16 protein-coding genes and 1 tRNA gene are annotated in these 17,882 nt (G+C 68.5%); 13 read left to right on the top strand and 4 right to left on the bottom strand.

Annotated elements, in window-relative coordinates; all coding sequences use genetic code 11:
- Nucleotides 1–115: 115 nt before the first annotated feature.
- The 6 genes from Q8L83_RS17225 (at nt 116) to Q8L83_RS17200 (ending at nt 5,080) form a co-directional block, all read left to right on the top strand.
- Nucleotides 116–814 (top strand): hypothetical protein, encoded by a 699-nt coding sequence (locus Q8L83_RS17225; protein WP_305289150.1) that lies wholly within the window; start codon nt 116–118, stop codon nt 812–814.
- A 118-nt stretch (nt 815–932) separates the two neighbouring features.
- Nucleotides 933–1,706, top strand: coding sequence for a glycosyltransferase family 2 protein (locus Q8L83_RS17220; RefSeq protein ID WP_305289148.1), 774 nt, complete (start codon nt 933–935; stop codon nt 1,704–1,706).
- A complete protein-coding gene (locus Q8L83_RS17215) occupies nt 1,703–3,373 on the top strand; it encodes a glycosyltransferase family 39 protein (protein WP_305289146.1) in 1,671 nt (556 codons plus the stop codon). Before Q8L83_RS17220 ends, Q8L83_RS17215 begins: the two co-directional genes overlap by 4 nt.
- A complete protein-coding gene (locus tag Q8L83_RS17210) occupies nt 3,363–4,040 on the top strand; it encodes a TVP38/TMEM64 family protein (protein WP_305289145.1) in 678 nt (225 codons plus the stop codon). Before Q8L83_RS17215 ends, Q8L83_RS17210 begins: the two co-directional genes overlap by 11 nt.
- 37 nt (nt 4,041–4,077) lie before the next feature.
- Nucleotides 4,078–4,560, top strand: a complete 483-nt coding sequence (greA, locus tag Q8L83_RS17205) for a transcription elongation factor GreA (protein WP_305289144.1) — start codon at nt 4,078–4,080, stop codon at nt 4,558–4,560.
- 160 nt (nt 4,561–4,720) lie between these two features.
- Complete coding sequence (locus Q8L83_RS17200; RefSeq protein ID WP_305289143.1) at nt 4,721–5,080, top strand: argininosuccinate lyase; 360 nt, start codon at nt 4,721–4,723, stop codon at nt 5,078–5,080.
- Between the two features lie 44 nt (nt 5,081–5,124).
- On the opposite strand, the gene Q8L83_RS17195 is transcribed toward Q8L83_RS17200, so the two are convergent.
- Nucleotides 5,125–5,382 carry an alkylphosphonate utilization protein gene (locus tag Q8L83_RS17195; protein WP_305289249.1) on the bottom strand — a complete coding sequence of 86 codons (258 nt, stop codon included), beginning with the start codon at nt 5,380–5,382 and terminating at the stop codon, nt 5,125–5,127.
- Between the two features lie 136 nt (nt 5,383–5,518).
- Here Q8L83_RS17195 and Q8L83_RS17190 point away from each other — a divergent pair, with 136 nt between their 5' ends.
- Nucleotides 5,519–6,250 carry a bifunctional 2-polyprenyl-6-hydroxyphenol methylase/3-demethylubiquinol 3-O-methyltransferase UbiG gene (locus Q8L83_RS17190; RefSeq protein ID WP_305289142.1) on the top strand — a complete coding sequence of 244 codons (732 nt, stop codon included), beginning with the start codon at nt 5,519–5,521 and terminating at the stop codon, nt 6,248–6,250.
- 43 nt (nt 6,251–6,293) lie between these two features.
- Here Q8L83_RS17190 and Q8L83_RS17185 read toward each other — a convergent pair.
- Nucleotides 6,294–6,367 (bottom strand) — tRNA-Cys (locus tag Q8L83_RS17185).
- 160 nt (nt 6,368–6,527) lie between these two features.
- On the opposite strand from Q8L83_RS17185, the gene Q8L83_RS17180 reads away from it, so the two are divergent.
- The 4 genes from Q8L83_RS17180 (at nt 6,528) to Q8L83_RS17165 (ending at nt 12,244) form a co-directional block, all read left to right on the top strand.
- Nucleotides 6,528–7,097, top strand: coding sequence for a protein-L-isoaspartate O-methyltransferase (locus Q8L83_RS17180; RefSeq protein ID WP_305289140.1), 570 nt, complete (start codon nt 6,528–6,530; stop codon nt 7,095–7,097).
- Between the two features lie 121 nt (nt 7,098–7,218).
- Nucleotides 7,219–8,721 (top strand): TolC family outer membrane protein, encoded by a 1,503-nt coding sequence (locus tag Q8L83_RS17175; protein WP_305289139.1) that lies wholly within the window; start codon nt 7,219–7,221, stop codon nt 8,719–8,721.
- Between the two features lie 126 nt (nt 8,722–8,847).
- The gene (locus Q8L83_RS17170; RefSeq protein ID WP_305289138.1) at nt 8,848–9,447 is read left to right on the top strand and encodes a PopZ family protein; all 600 of its coding nucleotides are present in this window, start codon (nt 8,848–8,850) and stop codon (nt 9,445–9,447) included.
- 130 nt (nt 9,448–9,577) lie between these two features.
- Complete coding sequence (locus Q8L83_RS17165; RefSeq protein ID WP_305289137.1) at nt 9,578–12,244, top strand: valine--tRNA ligase; 2,667 nt, start codon at nt 9,578–9,580, stop codon at nt 12,242–12,244.
- Between the two features lie 26 nt (nt 12,245–12,270).
- On the opposite strand, the gene Q8L83_RS17160 is transcribed toward Q8L83_RS17165, so the two are convergent.
- Nucleotides 12,271–14,340, bottom strand: a complete 2,070-nt coding sequence (locus Q8L83_RS17160) for an ATP-binding protein (protein ID WP_305289136.1) — start codon at nt 14,338–14,340, stop codon at nt 12,271–12,273.
- 196 nt (nt 14,341–14,536) lie between these two features.
- Here Q8L83_RS17160 and Q8L83_RS17155 point away from each other — a divergent pair, with 196 nt between their 5' ends.
- Together Q8L83_RS17155 and Q8L83_RS17150 are read left to right on the top strand one after the other, a co-directional pair.
- The gene (locus Q8L83_RS17155; protein WP_305289135.1) at nt 14,537–16,294 is read left to right on the top strand and encodes a class I adenylate-forming enzyme family protein; all 1,758 of its coding nucleotides are present in this window, start codon (nt 14,537–14,539) and stop codon (nt 16,292–16,294) included.
- A 3-nt stretch (nt 16,295–16,297) separates the two neighbouring features.
- A complete protein-coding gene (locus Q8L83_RS17150) occupies nt 16,298–17,032 on the top strand; it encodes a TlyA family RNA methyltransferase (protein WP_305289248.1) in 735 nt (244 codons plus the stop codon).
- 62 nt (nt 17,033–17,094) lie between these two features.
- Here the strand turns inward: Q8L83_RS17150 and Q8L83_RS17145 are convergent, their stop codons facing one another.
- A complete protein-coding gene (locus Q8L83_RS17145) occupies nt 17,095–17,796 on the bottom strand; it encodes a hypothetical protein (protein WP_305289133.1) in 702 nt (233 codons plus the stop codon).
- Nucleotides 17,797–17,882 lie beyond the last annotated feature (86 nt).

Below are 17,882 nucleotides of genomic sequence, written 5' to 3'. Positions count from 1 at the left end.
GCCCATCGCCTGGGCAGGTTTCCCGCCCAATCGGTCGTCGGCCGGCGTAGGATGGCCGCTCACGCTAGGCGCCGTCGGCGACTCACCTGCTCCCTAAGATCGAAGAGCCCCGCGCATGTCCTTCGCCGAACTGGCCTACCATGTGACGCCGATGGGCGCGCTCAGCCTGCGGCGGCGACGGATGCTGGCCCTGGACTGCGACGTCCTCGAGGTGAAGCTCGGCGAAGACTTCCTGATGTCGAGCCTGTTCACCGCCGGCGAGCAGGCCCTGGCCCACCTGTCGATCGAGGCGGCGCCGGCCGGCGACCTCGACGTCCTCGTGGGCGGGCTTGGCCTGGGCTATACGGCGGCGGCGGCGCTGGATCACGACCGGGTGCGGAGCCTGGCGGTGGTTGATGTGCTGCCAGACGTCATCGCCTGGCACAGGGCAGGGCTGGTTGACCTTGGCCCGCGGCTGTCCAGCGATCCGCGCTGCGCCCTGATCGAGGGCGACTTCTTCGCCATGGCCCGCAGCGGTGAGCTTCCGCCGCCCGGCCGCTTCCACGTGATCGCCGTGGATATCGACCACTCCACAGAGGCCTGGCTGAACGCCAGCCACGGCGACCTCTATGCCGAGGGCGGTCTGGGCAAGCTTGCCGCCTGCCTGCATCCCGGCGGGGTCTTCGGCCTCTGGTCGGACGCCGCCCCGGACGAGGTCTTCCTGGCCCGCCTGCAGCGCGTCTTTGCGCGGGCCGACACCGTGGTCGTACCCTTCGATAATCCCCTGCGCGAGGCGACCGAGAGCTGCACCATCTACCGCGCCTGGATCGACTGAGCCTCGCCTGCAGAAGCCTGGGGCGGAATCGGTTTCCAGTCCGCCGGGCGGGGGCTATGACGAGCCGATGGCCGACGGCGCGCTTCCAAGCCGCGGCTCCAGCCTATGAGGAGGTGGCGTGGACCACCAGAGCGAGCCCGATACTGGCGGCCCGGCCATCGCGGCCAATACGCCTGTCCTGTCCCTGGTGATCGCCGTCCTCAATGAGGCCGAGAACATCGAGGCGGTGACCGCCGATTGCCTCAGCCAGTTGGCCGGGGTGGGGCCGCTGGAGATCGTCTTTGTCGACGACGGCTCAACCGACGCCACCGCCCAGGTTATCCTGGGGTTGGCCGCCCGCCATCCGGAGATCCGACTGGTCGCGCACGACCGGCGCTGCGGCAAGTCCCAGGCCGTGCGCACCGGCGTGGCGGCGGCCCGAGCCCCCTGGATCGGCACCCTGGACGGCGACGGTCAGAATACTCCGGGCGACCTCGGCGACATGCTGGCCCTGGCCCAGGCGGCGCAAGGAACACGACCCCTGGTGGCCGGCGTCCGCGTCCGCCGGGACGATCCCTGGCCGCGCCTGGTCGCCACCCGCCTGGCTAACGGCTTCCGCGCCGCCGTGCTGAATGACCACTGTCCCGACACCGGCTGCGGGGTGAAGCTGTTCGGCCGCGAGGACTTCCTGCGTCTGCCATGCTTCGAGGGGATGCATCGCTTCCTGCCGGCCCTGTTCCAGTCCTACGGCCATCCGCTGATCAATCACCCGGTGACCCATCACGCGCGGCTGCATGGCCAGTCCAAGTACACCAATCTCGGCCGCGCCCTGGTGGGCGTCGGCGATATGCTGGGCGTGATCTGGCTGAAGAGCCGCATCCAGGCGCCGGTCGTCTCCGAGCGTCATCCATGACGGCGGCCGCCGCTGACCGCATGGGCCTTCGCGAGGGCCTGCTGCTGCTGATAGCGGCCCTCATTCTGCTGGTCCCGGGGCTGACCGGCCTGCCGCCAGTGGATCGGGACGAGTCTCGCTATGCGGTGGCGACCACGCAGATGCTGGCGAGCGGCGACTATGTGGATATCCGGTTCCAGGACCAGCCGCGCTATCTGCAGCCGGCCGGCGTCTACTGGCTCCAGGCCCTGAGCGCCGGCGCCTTCACCGAGCCCGAGGCGCGGCAGATCTGGGCGTTCAGGCTGCCGTCGCTGTTGGCGGCCCTGACCGCAGCCCTGGTCACCGGCTTCATGGCCAGCCTGTGGTTTGGCCGCTGGGCGGGATTGCTGGCGGGGCTGATGCTGGCGGCCTGCATGTCCCTGGGCTTCGAGGCGCGGATCGCCAAGACCGACGCCTCCCTGCTGGCCGCCGTCACCATCGCCCAGTTCGCCTTCATGCGGGTCTATGCGGGCGCCGCCCGGACGCGCTGGCCGGTGCTCGTCTTCTGGATCGCCCTGGGCGTCGGCATGATGCTCAAGGGGCCGATCATCCTGATCGTCGTCGGCCTGGGCGCGCTCGCCTTGGCCATCTGGGATCGAAGCCTGGCGCGGCTTAAGCCGCTGCAGCCCCTGTGGGGGTTGCCGCTCGCCCTGCTGGTCGCCGCCCCCTGGTATGTGATGATCGGCCTGGCCACCGACGGGGATTTCTTCCGCGTGGCGATCGGCGACAACCTGCTGCACAAGGTCGGGACCAGCCAGCAGTCGCACGGCGGGCCAATCGGCTACCACCTGATGGGGTTCGCCCTGACCTTTTGGCCGGGCGCCCTGCTGGCGGCGCTCGCCATCCCCTTCGCTTGGCGCGAGCGGGCGCGGCCGGAGATCCGGTTCCTGATCTGTTGGATCATCCCGGCCTGGCTGGTCTTCGAGTTCATCTCCACCAAACTGCCCCACTATGTCCTGCCGGTGTTTCCCGCCATCGCCACCCTGACGGCGGCGGCGATCACGGCGCAACGCCCCGCCGCCGGGCGGGTGCAAAAGGTGCTGTTTGGCCTCTTTCTGCTGCTCTGGCTGGCGGTCAGCCTGGCGCTGAGCGCCCTGGCGCCATTCGGGATCTGGACCTATGCGGCGCGGATCGACGTGCTGGCCGTGGTGCTGGCGGCCGGCGCCGTCGTCGCGGTCGGCGTGGTCGTCTGGCGCGTCCTGGCTGGGCGGCCAGACCAGGCGGCGCTGGCCGGCGTGGTCGCCGCGATCCTGGTGACCAGCAACACCTATGGCTATGCCTTGCCGCGCCTGGACAGCCTGTGGCTGAGCCCGCAGATCGTGACCCAGGCCCGCGCCGCCGCGCCGGCCTGTCCCCAGCCCGTGATCGTCAGCACGCCCTATCACGAGCCCAGCATGGTGTTCCTGAACGGTCCTGAGCACACGCGCCTGACTTCCACACCGGAAGCGGCGGCCGAGGCGCTCGCCACAGGCGCCGGGTGCGCCGTCGCCGTCATCGGCGCCCCGGAGACGCCGGCCTTCCTCGCCCGCGCCCAGGCGCTTGGCCTTTCGCCCCAACCGGCCGGCAAGGTGGCGGGCCAGAACTATTCCGACGGCGAAGACCTCGATCTGACCCTGTTCGTGGCCGGGGAGGGCGATCTTGCCCCCTGACCCGCGCCCTCGCCGCCGCACTGTGGTGGCGGCGATCGCGGTTCTGTCGCTGGTCACCCTGCTGGGCTTCGCCGCGCCGTTGCTGCCCCTGGGCGACGCCGAGGCGCTGGCCCGCACCGTCGACAAGATGAACGACGGCCCGCTGGCGCCCCTGTTCGGCGTGGCCATCTTCGCCGCCCTCGCCACCATCGGCGTGCCCCAGTTCGTCCTGATCAGCGCCCTGGTGCTGGTCTTCGGGCCCTGGGCCGGCTTCGCCTACAGCTGGACTGGCAAGATGATCGCCTGCGCCATGGGCTTCTTCGTCGGCCGGCGGTTTGGCGCGCAACTGGTGGCCCAGTATCAGTCGCCTTCGCTGGCGGATTTCATGGCCGGCCTCGCCCGTCACGGCTTCTGGGTCAGCGCCGGAATCCGCCTGGCGCCGACCGTGCCCTCTGTGGTGATCAATATCGCCGCCGGCGCCACGCCCATCGGCTTCTGGCCCTTCATCGCGGGAGCGGGCGTCGGCAGCCTGCCGAAGATGGCGCTGATGGTGTTCGGCGGCGCGGCCATGATCGAGGCTCTTCGGACCGGCAGCGCAGCGGCCTGGGGCGGGGTCGTGCTGGCGATCATCCTGTTCGGCCTGATGATGTGGGCCGTGCGCGGCTGGCGGGCCCGTCGCCTGGGCTGACTTTGCATAAGGCCTCGATAGTCCCTAGATTCCCGCGATGAGCGTCGCCTTCACCCGCGAGGAAGATTACGAGTCCCAGGCCGCCGACCTGCCGGACCGTCCGATCTCCCCCCGTCCCAACCTGGTCACCGCCAGCGGCCTGGCCGCCATCGAGACCGAACTCGCCGCGGCGCGCGCCGCCTATGGCGCGGCCCAGCAGCAGGGCGGGGTCAGCGCCGATCGCACGGCCATGGCCCGCGCGACGCGCGACCTGCGCTACTGGTCGGCCCGCCGCGCCAGCGCCCAGCTGACCGAGCCCGAGCCCGAAGCCGACAAGGTCCAGTTCGGCCGCGTGGTGGAGCTTGAGCGGGAGGACGGCCGCCGCCAGACCTTCCGCATCGTCGGCGAGGACGAGGCCCAGCCGGGGCAGGGGAGCATCTCCTATGTCTCACCGATTGCGCGGGCCTTGATGGGCCGGAGCGTCGGCGACGTGGCGCTGGTCAACGGCGCCGAGGTCGAGGTGATCGCCGTCAGGCTCTAATCTCTAGGTCTTGAGCGCGTTTCGTCCAGATAACCGGTTCCCACTTATCGGAACGCGCTCCAGGCCCTGTGGATAACCCTGATCGGCGATCATGAATTCCGCTGTCGCCTGAGGGACTTGGGTGCTAACGCTCAAGCTTCACTCAGGAAGAATATCCACAATGAAGTTGCTTGCCTCAGGCCTCACGGCCCTCGTCGTCCTGGCCGCCACCCCCGTCATGGCGGGCGAGCAGGATTTCACCCTGTCCAACGGCACCGGCTACACCATCGAACAGGTCTATGTGGCCCCCAGCCGTTCTGACGAATGGGAAGAAGACGTCATGGGCGCTGACGTGCTCGGCGACGGCGAAGAGGTGGATATCCAGTTCGACGCGGCGGAGAACGCCTGCAGCTTCGACCTCAAGGTCGTCTATGACGACGGCGAAGAGGCCGTCTGGCCGCGGCTGGACCTCTGCACCATTTCCAGTGTCTCGATCTTCTACAACCGCGCCACCGGCGCCACCTGGGCCGAAACCGAATAGGGTTTCGAACCGGCCCCTCCGTCTCGGCGGAGGGGCGACCAGCCTCAGCTCTTGCGGACGAACTCGGCCCGCAGCACCAGCCCCTTGATCCCCTCGTAGCGACAGTCGATCTCCTGGTCGTCCCCGGTCAGCCGGATCGACTTGATCACCGTGCCCCGCTTCAGGGTCTGGCCGGCGCCCTTGACCTTGAGGTCCTTGACCAGGGTCACGCTGTCGCCGTCCGCCAGCAGATTTCCCACCGAATCGCGAACCTCGACCTGACCGGCCGCCGCCGCGTTGGCCGCCGCCTCGCTGGCGCTCACCCACTCGCCGGTGGTCTCGTCATAGACGAAGTCGTTGTCGGCCGGGCTCATCGGGGCGGGTCCATGATGCTAAGGGGAGGCGGTTGCGCTTAAGGCAGATAGGCCCATCGCGCGTCTGGAGACAATGGAGGCGTCCGTGGCGCAGAACATCTACGACGATCCACAGTTCTTCGCCGGCTACAGCCAGTTACGTCGTTCGGTCGATGGGTTGGCGGGCGCGCCCGAGTGGCCGGCCCTGCAGGCCTTGCTGCCCAGCCTTAAAGGCGCGCGGGTAGTCGATCTCGGGTGCGGGTTCGGCTGGTTCTGCCGTTGGGCTGCGGAGGCCGGCGCCGCCGAGGTGCTCGGCCTGGACCTGTCGGCCCGGATGCTGGCGCGCGCGGCTGAGCTCACCGACGATGGCCGCATCACCTATCGGGTCGCCGATCTGGAGACTCTCGATCTTCCACAGGGGGCCTTCGACTGCGCCTTCAGTTCCCTGGCTTTACACTATGTCGAAGACCTTCGGCCGCTCTTCGCGAGCGTCCATGACGCCTTGGCGCCCGGAAGCCGGTTCGTCTTCTCGATTGAGCATCCCATCTATATGGCACCCCGCAGTCCCGGCTGGAGCCTTGGCGTTGACGGTCAAAGGACCTGGCCGGTCGACAGCTATCAGGCTGAGGGCCCACGCCGGACCAACTGGCTCGCTGATGGGGTGGTGAAGCATCACAGAAAGCTCGGCACGACCCTGAACCTGCTGATCCAGGCGGGCTTCGCCATCGGCCATCTGGACGAGTTCGGACCCTCGCCGGCCCAGATGGCGGAGCGGCCGGAGCTGGCGGAGGAACGGGAGCGGCCGATGTTCGCCCTGGTCGCGGCTGAACGCCTCTGATCGGCGCAGGGCGGCGATTCGGGTCTGGAGAAGGGGATGGAAATGGAGGCCTGGCCCGGAATCGAACCGGGGTGCACGGATTTGCAGTCCGCTGCGTAACCACTCCGCCACCAGGCCATCCTGCGCCGACGCCCCCTTGAAAGGATGCGCCGTCTTGAGCGGAGGCGGATCGCTAACAGAACCGCCCGCCCGCGGCAATCTCTCTTGCAGCGGGCGATTGCGCTCGGCTCAAGGCCGGACCTATAAGCGCGCTTCACACGAATACCGTCGAGGTCACATGGTCGACTTCTCCGCCGCCCGCCTGAACATGGTCGACAGCCAGGTCCGGACCAATGATGTGACCGACCTGCGGGTGCAGGACGCCATGCGCGTCATCCCCCGCGAAAGCCTCGTTCCGCCGGGCAAGGCCTATCTGGCCTATGCCGACGCCGAGGTGGAGTACGCCCCGGGCCGCTGGATGCTGGCGCCGCGGGACGTCGCCAAGCTGCTGCACGCCCTACAGATCCAGCCCGGCGAGCGGGCCCTGGCCATCGCCGCCCCCTATGGGGCCGCCGTGCTGGAACATGCTGGCCTGAGCGTGACCCGGCTGGAGGACGAAGACCTGAAGACCCCGCCCGCCGGCGAGTTCGACGTCATCATCTGCGAGGGCGCCGTGGCGCGCGCGCCGGAAAGCTGGACGGCGGCCCTGGCGCCCGGCGGCCGGCTGGCGGTGGTGGAGCGCGCAGGTCCTGTGGGCAAGGCGACGATCTATGCCCGCACCGAGACCGGACTTGCCCGCCGGGAGATATTCGACGCCACGCCCCGCTATCTGGCCGGGTTTGAGCCTGAACAAGGTTTCGCCTTCTAGGGCGTGCTGAAACACACCAGAAAGCCGGGCGTGAAAAAAGCTTAAGGTTAGGACCCCTGGTCGAGTTGGAAACAGCCGGTCATATAGGGGTCATCTGTCTCGTCGTCGTCGGGGATTACGCATGTTCATCAGCCGTCGTGCAGGCCTGCTGGCCGCCGTCTTCAGCGCTGGTCTGGCCTTCGGATCTCCGGTCGCCGCCGAATCCCTGGCTGACGCCATCGCGCTCGCCTACCAGACCAATCCGACGCTTCAGGCCCAGCGCGCGACCCTGCGGGCCCTGGATGAAAACACGGTTCAGGCCCGTTCGGGCTGGCGGCCGAGCCTCAGCGCTTCGGCGTCAGGCGAGTATCGCGAAACGCGCACCCCTGCCGGCGCCGCGGGGCTGGTGGACACCAACAATGATGGCGTCCCCGACTCCCCGGCCGTTGATGGGATCGTCGAACGTAACGGAGCCACGGCCGGCATCAACCTCAGCCAACCCATCTGGACCGGCGGTCGCGTCGCATCGGCTGTCTCGGCCGCCCAGGCCGACGTGCTGGCCGGGCAGGAAAACCTCCGTCGCATCGAGGCCGAGGTGCTGGGTGGCGTGATCGTCGCCTATGTGGACGTGCGCCGTGACATCGAGGCCCTGCGCATCCGCCAGGACAACGTGCAGGTCCTGCGTCGCCAGCTCGAAGAATCCGACGCCCGGTTCGAGGTCGGCGAGATCACCCGCACCGATGTCGCCCAATCCCAGGCCCGCCTGGCCGCCGCCGAGGCGCAGATGCGGTCTGCCGAGGCCCAGCTGGCCATCAGCCGCGCCGGCTACGCCGCCATCGTCGGCCAGAATCCCGGCGATCTGGAGCCGGAGCCCCCGCTGGCGCCTATCCTGCCCCCCTCCGTCGAGGTCGCGTTCGCGGCTGCGGAGATCAACAATCCGCAGGTTCGCCAGGCGATGTACAACGCCCAGGCCGCCGAGGCCCGCGTGTCGGCGGCCCGCGCCGAGCGCATGCCCAACCTGGCCGTGAACGCCAGCCTGGGCTGGAGCGGGCTGGCCGAACCTTTCGAGCCCTCGGACTATTCCCGGAACATCACCGGCCGGGCGACGCTGACCGTGCCTCTGTTCACCGGCGGCCTGACCAATTCCCGCGTCCGCGCCGCCCGCGAGCGCGAGACCGCCAGCGAGCTCGGCGTCGAACAGGCCCGCCGCACGGCCCTGCAGAACGTGACCCAGGCGTGGAGCCAGCTGCTGGCCGCCCGCGCCAATATCGGCTCTACCGACGAGCAGGTTCGCGCCGCGCGGATCGCCGCCGAAGGCGTGCGTCAGGAACAGCAGGTCGGCCTGCGCACCACCATCGACGTGCTCAACGCCGAGCAGGAGCTTCGGTCCGCCGAGCTGGCGCAGATTTCGGCCCGCCGCGACGAGTACGTGGCGGCCGCCTCGGTGCTGTCGGCCGTCGGCCGGCTGGACGCGGCCAATCTGATCCCGGACGTGGATCGCTATGACGCCCAGGCCAATTCCCGCGGCCTGCGCTTCGCCGCCGGTTGGGTTCCCTGGGAAGTCCCCATCAGCCTGGTCGATTCGGCCCTTGTGCCAGTCACCGAGGAGCTGCCCCGCGACACCCCGATGGCCACGGCCAACTAGCCTTTTGGCGTGCGGCCTTCGCGCAGGGCGATAAGCGCCTTGCGCGGGCAGGGGAAAATTGCAGGATCGATCTATCGCGCCTAGGCTGGCGCACGGATTCTCACCTGAAGTCATAACGGCGGCCACATGTCCGATCAGACCTCCCAAGAACCGACGATGGAGGAAATTCTCGCCTCCATTCGCCGCATCATTTCGGAGGACGACGCGCCTGCAGATGAGGCGAAGGCCGACGAGGGCGAGGCCCCCGCCGAGGAGGCCGCCGCCGAGGCGCCGGCCTACACGCCCGAGCCTGAGCCCGAGCCCGAACCGGCGCCCGCCTATGAGGCTCCTGCGGCCGAGGAGGACGACGAGCCTCTGGAGCTGACCGAGCGGGTCGATCAGGTCGGCGATCTTGACGTCTATAGCCCGACGACGGCGCCGGCCGCGGCCGAGCCGGAATCGGCGGCCTATGCGCCCCCGCCCGCGGCGCAACCCGCGCCGTCCTACGCCGAACCGTCCTCCGACGAGGGCCTGCTGAGCCAGACGGCGGCGACGGCCGCGGCCTCGGCCTTTGGACAGCTTTCGGCGGCCATTGGCATGCCGCATACCGATCGCACCCTCGAGGACGTGGTCCGCGAGATGCTGCGTCCGCTGCTCAAGCAGTGGCTGGACGACAATCTCCCGCAGATCGTTGAGGCCTCGGTCCGCGAAGAGGTCGAGCGCATCGCCCGCGGGCGCGTACGCTAGAATTTCTGTCTCTCGCGCCTTCGGGTGTGTGAGTCGCCGAACCCGCCCCGCCAGGGCGGGTTCGTTCGTTTCGGCGCAGCATCCGGCTTTCGCGCAAGCGCGCGGGCCTGTATGGACCCCCTGATCCGCCATGCTTGAAAAGACCTTCGATCCCAAGACCGCCGAGCCCCGCCTCTATGAGGCCTGGGAGCAGTCGGGCGCGTTCGCCCCCACCGACGATCCGAACGCCGAGCCGTTCTCCATCGTCATCCCGCCGCCGAACGTCACCGGCTCCCTGCACATCGGCCATGCGCTGAACAACACGCTTCAGGACGTGCTGATCCGGTTCGAGCGGATGCGGGGCAAGGCCGCGCTCTGGCTGCCGGGCACCGACCACGCCGGCATCGCCACCCAGAACATCGTCGAGCGCCAGCTGGCCGAGGCCGGCAATATGAGCCGCCGCGACCTGGGTCGGGACGCCTTCGTCGAGAAGATCTGGGAATGGAAGGCCAAGTCCGGCGGGACCATCGTCAACCAGCTGCGTCGCCTGGGCGCCTCGTGTGACTGGAGCCGCGAACGCTTCACCCTGGATGAGGGCCTGTCGGCCGCCGTCCGCAAGGTGTTCGTGCAGCTCCACAAGGAAGGCCTGATCTATCGCGATAAGCGGCTGGTGAACTGGGACCCCCATTTCCAGACCGCCATCTCCGACATCGAGGTCGAGCAGCGCGAGGTCGACGGCGCCTACTGGCACTTCGCCTATCCGCTGGAGGACGGCTCGGGCGAGATCGTCGTGGCCACCACCCGGCCGGAGACCATGCTGGGCGACACCGCCGTCGCCGTCCACCCCGACGACGAGCGCTATAAGCATCTGGTCGGCAAGGCCGTGCGCCTGCCCATCGTGAACCGGCCGATCCCGATCATCGCCGACGAATATCCCGATCCCGAAAAGGGCTCGGGCGCGGTCAAGATCACGCCGGCCCACGACTTCAACGACTTCCAGGTGGGCAAGCGCCACAACCTGCCCGTCATCAACGTCTTCGACGATTTCGCGCGGATCAACGAGAACGCGCCGGAAGACTACCGCGGGCTGGACCGGTTCGCCGCGCGCAAGAAGGTGGTCGAGGCGTTCGAGGCCCTTGGCCTGCTGCGCGAGATCGAGAAGACCCGCCACGTCGTCCCGCACGGGGACCGCTCGGGCGCCGTGGTCGAGCCCTATCTGACTGACCAGTGGTACGTTGACGCCAAGACCCTGGCGGGTCCCGCCATCAAGGCGGTGGAGGAGGGGCGCACGGTCTTCGAGCCCCGCAACTGGGACAAGACCTATTTCGAATGGATGCGGAACATCCAGCCCTGGTGCATCTCGCGCCAGCTCTGGTGGGGCCATCGCATTCCGGCCTGGTATGGCCCTGACGGCAAGCCCTTCGTCGCCGAGACCGAGGACGAGGCCAAGGCCGCCGCCCGCGAGCACTATGGCCGCGACGAACCCCTGGTTCAGGACGAGGACGTCCTCGACACCTGGTTCTCCTCAGGCCTTTGGCCGTTCTCCACCATGGGCTGGCCTGAGAAGACCAGCGACCTGGCGCGCTTCTATCCGACCCACACCCTGATCACCGGCTTCGACATCATCTTCTTCTGGGTCGCCCGGATGATGATGCAGGCGATCCACTTCACCGGCGAAGTTCCCTTCAAGCGGGTCTTCATCAACGCCCTGGTTCGCGACGCCGAGGGCAAGAAGATGTCCAAGTCCAAGGGCAATGTCCTGGACCCTCTGGAGCTGGTGGACGAGTTCGGCGCCGACGCCCTGCGCTTCACCCTGACGGCCATGTCGGGCCAGGCGCGCGACATCAAGCTGTCGCGTCAACGCATTGAAGGCTATCGGAACTTCGGCACCAAGCTGTGGAACGCCACGCGATTCTGCCAGATGAACGGCTGCGCCCGGGCCGACGGCTTCGACCCCGCCGCGCTGCAGGTCCCGCTGAATCGCTGGATCGTCGGCGAGGCCGCCCGCACCAGCCAGGCCGTGACCAAGGCCCTGGACGGCTGCGGCTTCGACGAGGCCGCGGGCCTGCTCTACCGCTTCATCTGGAACGTCTATTGCGACTGGTACGTCGAGCTCGCCAAGCCGCTGCTGAACGGCGAGGACGCCGCGGCCAAGGCCGAGACCCAGGCCACGGCGGCCTGGATCCTGGACGTCATCCTGACCCTGCTGCACCCGATCATGCCCTTCCTGACCGAAGAGCTCTGGGCGCAGACGGCCGGCGAGGGCGCTGCGCGCCAGCACCAGGGCTTCCTGATGACCGCGCCCTGGCCTGAGCTTGGCGACGACCTGATCGACGCTGCCGCTGAAGCCGAGATCGGCCTGATCATCGCCGCTGTGAGTGAGGGGCGGTCGGTTCGCGCCGAACTGAACGTGCCGCCCGGCGCCCGGCCCGACCTGCTGGTCATTGAGGCCACCCCCGCGCAGCGGGATGTCCTGGCCCGCTCCGCGCCGGTCATCTGCCAGACCCTGCGCGTGGCCAGCGTGCAGGCGGTGGAGCGCGCGCCGGACGGGGCGATTCCCTTTGTCGTGGAAGGCGCGACGCTCGCCCTGCCGGTGGCGGCCTTCATCGACCTGGCTGCTGAGCGGGCGCGCCTGACGAAGGAGATCGCCACCCTGGCCTCGGACGTCGCGCACACCGCCAAGAAGCTGGGCAATCCCGACTTCGTGGCCCGCGCGCCCGAAGAGGTGGTCGAGGAAAACCGTGAGCGGATGGCCGAGGCGCAGGCCGCCAAGGCCAAGCTCGAGGCCGCCTTGCAGCGCCTGGCCGGGGTCGGCTGACCAGCGCGATCGCTGCGCCCGTCAGATCAGGCGGCGGTTTGCGCCTTGGCCGTCTCTGGTCCCTTGCCTTGGGGCTGCGGACCCATGACCTGGGCGGCCAGGGCCAGCAGGTCGCGGTGTGCAATCGGCTTGGCCAAGACCGCATCCATGCCGGCGGCGAAGCACTTCTCCTCGATCTCGGTCCCGGTCTGGGCCGTGAGGGCGACGATGGGCGTCTCGGCGTTGAGCGGGCAACTGGCGCGGATGGCGCTGGTGGCCGCAAGGCCGTCCATCACCGGCATGTTGACGTCCATCAGGATCAGGTCGAAGGGCTCGGCCATGGCCAGATCAATGGCCATCTGGCCATTGTCGGCCTCCACCGTCGTGACGCTGGGCGAGCCGATGAACAGGCGCACCAGCTCACGATTGACAGGATGATCGTCGACGATCAGCACCCGGCCGGAGAGGCCTGGGGCCGCCTTGACATCGCTCGGCTGCTCGGCGGGGGCGACCTTCGGCGCGGCCTGCGGGGCGGGGATTTCGACCCAGAAGCAGGCGCCGGGTTGATCGCGGTTCTCCGCGCCGATCTCGCCGCCCATCAGGTCCACAAGCTCTTTTGAAATGGCCAGGCCAAGACCCGAGCCGCCATGCTTGCGCGTCACGCTGGAATCGCCCTGGGCGAAGCGCTGGAACAGCCGCTTGCGATGGGCTTCGGGAATGCCCGGGCCGCTGTCGATCACCTCGATGCGCAGGCGCTCCCCGTCTGCGCCGGCCTCGCCAAGGCGGATGCGGACGGCGCCGCGATCGGTGAACTTTACGGCGTTGCCCGCCAGATTGAGCACCACCTGCCGCAGACGCAGACTGTCCACCTGTCGGTCGGCGCAGAGCAGCTCGTCGGTGATCTGCAGCGTCACGCCCTTGACCGAGGCCTGCACCGAAAGAATGTCGCGCACCTCTTCGGCCAGCGCAGGAATATGGGTCGGCTCAAGCTCCAGCTCGATGTGACCCGCCTCCAGCTTGGAGACGTCGAGCACATCGTTGATCAAGGCCAGCAGGGCCTGGCCCGCGGTGGAGATACGCGCCACATGGGCGCTTGCCGCCCGGGGCAAGTCCGGCGTCTTGGCCAGCAAGGCGGAAAAGCCCAGGATGCTGGTGAGCGGCGTCCGCAGCTCATGGCTCATATTGGCGAGGAAGGCCGCCTTGGCCTCGACCGCGGCCTCCAGGCGCTTCTGAAGGGCGCGCTGCGCGGTGACGTCGCGATAGACGCTGACCACCTCGGTGGCCCGACCTTGTCCGTCGCGCACCAGGCTGGAGGCGCCTTCCAGCCACACCGTGTCTCCGGCGCTGGTGAGGACGGGGTAGGGCGCTTGCATCACCTCATCGGTCGGCGAGCTGTCGAACAGCCGGCCCAGGGCGATCAGGACCGCCTCACGATCCTTGGGCGGCACAAAGTCGGTGAAGCAGCGGCCAACCACCTCCTCGGGCGCATAGCCAAGGGCGCGCGTAGAGGGCGAGGCATAGGATATCCGGCCGTTGCGGTCGGCGCGCACCAGGATGTCGTGGCAGTGATCCGACAGCATGCGATAGCTCGCCTCGCTTTGGATCAGGCGGGCCTCGGTCTCCCGATGCAGGGTAAGTTCCAGCCGCAGGCGCAGGGCGTCCTCCACGGCGTCGGCCAGGGTGCGCAACTGCCGCCGCTCGGCCTCGCTCATCGGCGGCCGCGGGCTGGTGTCCAGGACGCACAGGGCGCCGATCGCTTCGCCCGTCGGCGCGTGGATCACGGCGCCGGCATAGTAGCGCAGGCCCATCTCGCCGGTGACCAGCGGATTGTCCGCCATCCGGGGATCCAGCCAGGTGTCGGGCGCCTCCAACACCCTTTCCCCCGTGGCCACGGCATGGACGCAGAAGGACTGGCGGATGTCGGTTTGCGGCAGATCCAGCCCCACACGAGCCTTGAACCACTGACGATCGGCATCCAGGAGGCTGATGGCGGCGATGGGCGCATTGAAGATCTGGGCCGTCAGGCCGACCAGCGAGTCGAACGAGGCTTCTGGAGCGGAATCGAGAATTTCGAGCCGATTTAGCGCCGCTAAGCGTGCGGCGATGGCGGGATCCATGGGGCGCGCTCCAGAAAACATAGGTTTCAACGTGGTCTGACGTGATTAAGGACCTCTTTCAGACCCCTGCGGCCCGCGGCCGCAGCCTGGGTTGAGCCGTGACGAACACATGTTTGCCTCCAGCCTCAGGTTATGCTTGTTCACCCAGGACGACGCGGGGTGATTTGAGCCCTGCGCAAGCATTAGGAGAACGCTCATGACCGAGGCCGCTCTGCCTCCCGGCTGGCCAGCCATGTCCATCGCCGACGCCCACGCCCTGCTGGGCGCGCCGGGCTCCCCGCTGGAGATCGAAGAGGTCACCGTGCGCGGCGTGACCATGAAGGCCTGGAAGAACTCGCCGCCGTCCCTGCGCTCCGTGGTCGAGGCCGGCCGCGCCCATGGCGAGCGGATATTCCTGGTCTATGAGGACGAGCGCGTCTCCTTCGAGGCCTTCCATCGCGCCGTGGCGACGCTGGCCAAGGAATTCGCCAGCCAGGGCGTGACCAAGGGCGACCGGGTCGCCATCGTCATGCGCAACCTGCCGGAATGGGTGGTGGCCTTCTATGCCGGCGCCTCGCTGGGCGCGATCGTCACCCCGCTCAACGCTTGGTGGACCGGGCCGGAGCTGGAGTATGGCCTGACCGATTCCGGCGCCAAGGTCGTCGTGCTGGACGCCGAGCGCTACGAGCGCCTGACCGAACACCTGCCCAACTGCAAGGACCTGGTCCGGGTCTATGTCTCCCGCGAAAGCGACGAGATCGCCCATCCGGAAGTGACCAAGCTTGAGGACGTTCTCGGCGAGGCCAATAACTGGGCCGACCTGCCGGACCTGCCGTTGCCGGACGTCGAGATCGACCAGGATGACGACGCGACCATCTTCTACACCTCGGGCACGACGGGTAAGCCCAAGGGCGCCCTGGGCACCCATCGTGGTGTGAACTCCAACATCCTGACAGCCGGCGCCGCCGGCGCCCGGCGCTTCCTTCGCCGGGGCGAGATGCCGCCGGCGCCGGACCCGGACGGCCCGCAGCGTTCGTCGCTGATCTCGGTGCCCTTCTTCCACGTCACCGGCTGTTTCGCGGTGCTGAACCCCAGCCTGTTCGGCGGGGCCAAGCTGGTGATGATGCACAAGTGGGACGCCGTCCGCGCCTTCGAGCTGATCGAGCGCGAGAAGATCCAGTCGGCCGGCGGCGTGCCGACCATCGCCTGGCAGCTGATCGAGCATCCCGCCCGGGCCAACTATGACCTCTCGTCCCTGGAGTCCGTGGCCTATGGCGGCGCCCCCTCGGCGCCGGAACTGGTCCGCCGGCTCAGCGAGACCTTCCCCAAGTCGCAGCCCGGCCAGGGCTGGGGCATGACCGAGACCTGCGCCACGGTGACCAGCAACGGCGCCGAGGACTATGTGCACCGGCCCGACAGCTGCGGACCGGCCGCGGCGGTGGCCGAGCTGAAGATCGTCGATCCCGCCGATGGCGTGACCGAACTGCCCATCGGCGCGGTGGGCGAGCTGTGGGCCAAGGGGCCGATGGTGGTGAAGGGCTACTGGAACAAGCCCGAGGCGACCGCCCAGACGTTCGTCGACGGCTGGGTGCGCACCGGCGATCTGGCGCGGCTGGATGAGGAAGGCTTCTGCTTCATCATCGACCGGGCCAAGGACATGCTGATCCGAGGCGGCGAGAACATCTACTGCGTCGAGGTCGAGAACGTCCTCTATGACCATCCGGCGATCATGGACGCCGCCATCGTCGGTGTGCCCCACCGCACGCTCGGCGAAGAGCCCGCTGCGGTCGTGACCCTGAAGCCCGGCGCCGAGGTGACCGAGCAGGAACTGCGGGCCCACGTGGCCGAGCACCTGGCGGCCTTCAAGGTGCCGATCGCGGTGAAGTTCTGGCACGAGACCCTGCCGCGCAACGCCAACGGCAAGATCCTGAAGAACGAGCTGAAGAAGCTGTTCGAGGAACCGGCTGACGCCTGAATGATGGGCCGTAAGCGCGCCGACCTTCTCCTGGTCGAGCGCGGCCTGTTCGACAGCCGCGCCAAGGCCCGGGCCGCCATCGAGGCGGGCCGGGTCATGGTCGGCGGCGAGCCCGTGCGGCGCCCCGCCGACCTGCTGGACGAAGACATCGAGATCGCCGCCGAACCCGCCCATCCCTGGGTCGGGCGCGCGGCGCTGAAGCTCGTCCACGCTCTGGACACCTGGCCGATCAGAGTTGAGGGCCGGCTGGTCCTGGATATCGGCGCCTCCACCGGCGGGTTCACCGAGGTCTGCCTGAGCCGGGGCGCAGGACGGGTCTGCGCCGTCGATGTCGGGCGAGGCCAGCTGCACCCAAAGATCGCCGGCGACCCACGGGTGTTGAGCCTGGAGGCTACCGACGCCCGCGATCTGGACGAGGATCGCATCGGCTTCGCGCCCGAACTCCTCGTTTGCGATGTGAGCTTCATCAGCCTGACCAAGGCTCTGCCGAAGGCTCTCACCCTGGCCGTTCCGGGCGCCGACCTGGTGGCGCTGGTCAAGCCTCAGTTCGAGGTGGGGCCTGGAGCTGTGGGGAAGGGCGGCGTGGTGAAGGACGAAGCGGCCCGGGCGCGCGCACTGGCCGAGGCGGAAGCCTTCCTGGCCGCCGCCGGCTGGACCGTGAACGGCTCTGCGCCAAGCCCGATCACCGGGGGCGATGGGAACATCGAGTTCCTGGTCTGGGCGACCAAGGTGGCGTGATCTACGAAAAAGGCCGCCCACCCGAAGGTGGACGGCCCATTCTGTTCAAGTTCGCTCAGGTCTTAGTCGACGACCTGATAGCGGCCCGAATTGTCGCGGCAGACGCGCACGAAGCGCTTCTGGGTCGAGCCGTCGGGCATGTAGATCGGGCTCTCGGCGATGCTGCAACCATCGGCGCCGGGCTGCTGGGCCACCGAATAGGTCCGGCCGTAGCGGTCATAGGCCTGGCCATACGAGCTCGACGAATAGCCGTAGCGCTGGCTGTCATAGGACGAACCGTAATAGCCGGGCGCAGCCCCGCTCTGGTAGTAGCCGCCCTGATACTGGGGCTGGCTGTAGCCGTAGGACTGACCATAGCCCTGGCCGTAGCGGTTCTGATCGTAATAGCGGCCGTCGTTGTAATAGCTGTTCTGGGTCGTGCGGTTGTCATAGCCGGGCGCGCAGGCTGCGGCCCGATTGCCGACCGCCGCGCCGGCCGCCGCGCCGAGCGCGCCGCCCAGCAGAGCGCCTTCGGTGCGCACGCCGCCGGCTGCGGCGTTGGAGCCGATCACCGCGCCCAGCGCTCCGCCGATGAGGGCGCCTGCCGTGCTGCGGTTGGTCTGATCGCGACGGCAGGGGTCGTAATAGGTGTTGCCCTGGGTCTGGCCGTAATAGCCGTACGACTGGGCCGAGGCCATGGTCGGGGCGGCCGCAGCGGCGGCGAGAGTGGCGACGCCCGCAACCGCGGCGACGGCGCCCTTGGCGATGGTGGAACGGGTGGACATCGTAGCTCTCCCTTGAGCGGAAAATCGTGGACGGCGGTGAAGCTCGCCCTTGTCGATCTCCAATATGGCGGCGCTTTCCTGAACGG

The organism is Phenylobacterium sp. (assembly GCF_030680185.1).
Taxonomy (GTDB): Bacteria; Pseudomonadota; Alphaproteobacteria; order Caulobacterales; family Caulobacteraceae; genus Phenylobacterium.
Note: the sequence above shows the minus strand (reverse complement) of the source record. Positions and strands in the feature narration are given on the sequence as shown.

What these genes read in the sequence shown, in the direction of transcription:
- Q8L83_RS17225 (WP_305289150.1), top strand. Translation starts at nt 116, where the DNA reads ATGTCCTTCGCCGAACTGGCCTACCATGTGACGCCGATGGGCGCGCTC.
- Q8L83_RS17215 (WP_305289146.1), top strand. Translation starts at nt 1,703, where the DNA reads ATGACGGCGGCCGCCGCTGACCGCATGGGCCTTCGCGAGGGCCTGCTG.
- greA (WP_305289144.1), top strand. Translation starts at nt 4,078, where the DNA reads ATGAGCGTCGCCTTCACCCGCGAGGAAGATTACGAGTCCCAGGCCGCC.
- Q8L83_RS17200 (WP_305289143.1), top strand. Translation starts at nt 4,721, where the DNA reads ATGAAGTTGCTTGCCTCAGGCCTCACGGCCCTCGTCGTCCTGGCCGCC.
- Q8L83_RS17180 (WP_305289140.1), top strand. Translation starts at nt 6,528, where the DNA reads ATGGTCGACTTCTCCGCCGCCCGCCTGAACATGGTCGACAGCCAGGTC.
- Q8L83_RS17175 (WP_305289139.1), top strand. Translation starts at nt 7,219, where the DNA reads ATGTTCATCAGCCGTCGTGCAGGCCTGCTGGCCGCCGTCTTCAGCGCT.
- Q8L83_RS17170 (WP_305289138.1), top strand. Translation starts at nt 8,848, where the DNA reads ATGTCCGATCAGACCTCCCAAGAACCGACGATGGAGGAAATTCTCGCC.
- Q8L83_RS17165 (WP_305289137.1), top strand. Translation starts at nt 9,578, where the DNA reads ATGCTTGAAAAGACCTTCGATCCCAAGACCGCCGAGCCCCGCCTCTAT.
- Q8L83_RS17160 (WP_305289136.1), bottom strand. Translation starts at nt 14,340, where the DNA reads ATGGATCCCGCCATCGCCGCACGCTTAGCGGCGCTAAATCGGCTCGAA.
- Q8L83_RS17155 (WP_305289135.1), top strand. Translation starts at nt 14,537, where the DNA reads ATGACCGAGGCCGCTCTGCCTCCCGGCTGGCCAGCCATGTCCATCGCC.
- Q8L83_RS17150 (WP_305289248.1), top strand. Translation starts at nt 16,298, where the DNA reads ATGGGCCGTAAGCGCGCCGACCTTCTCCTGGTCGAGCGCGGCCTGTTC.
- Q8L83_RS17145 (WP_305289133.1), bottom strand. Translation starts at nt 17,796, where the DNA reads ATGTCCACCCGTTCCACCATCGCCAAGGGCGCCGTCGCCGCGGTTGCG.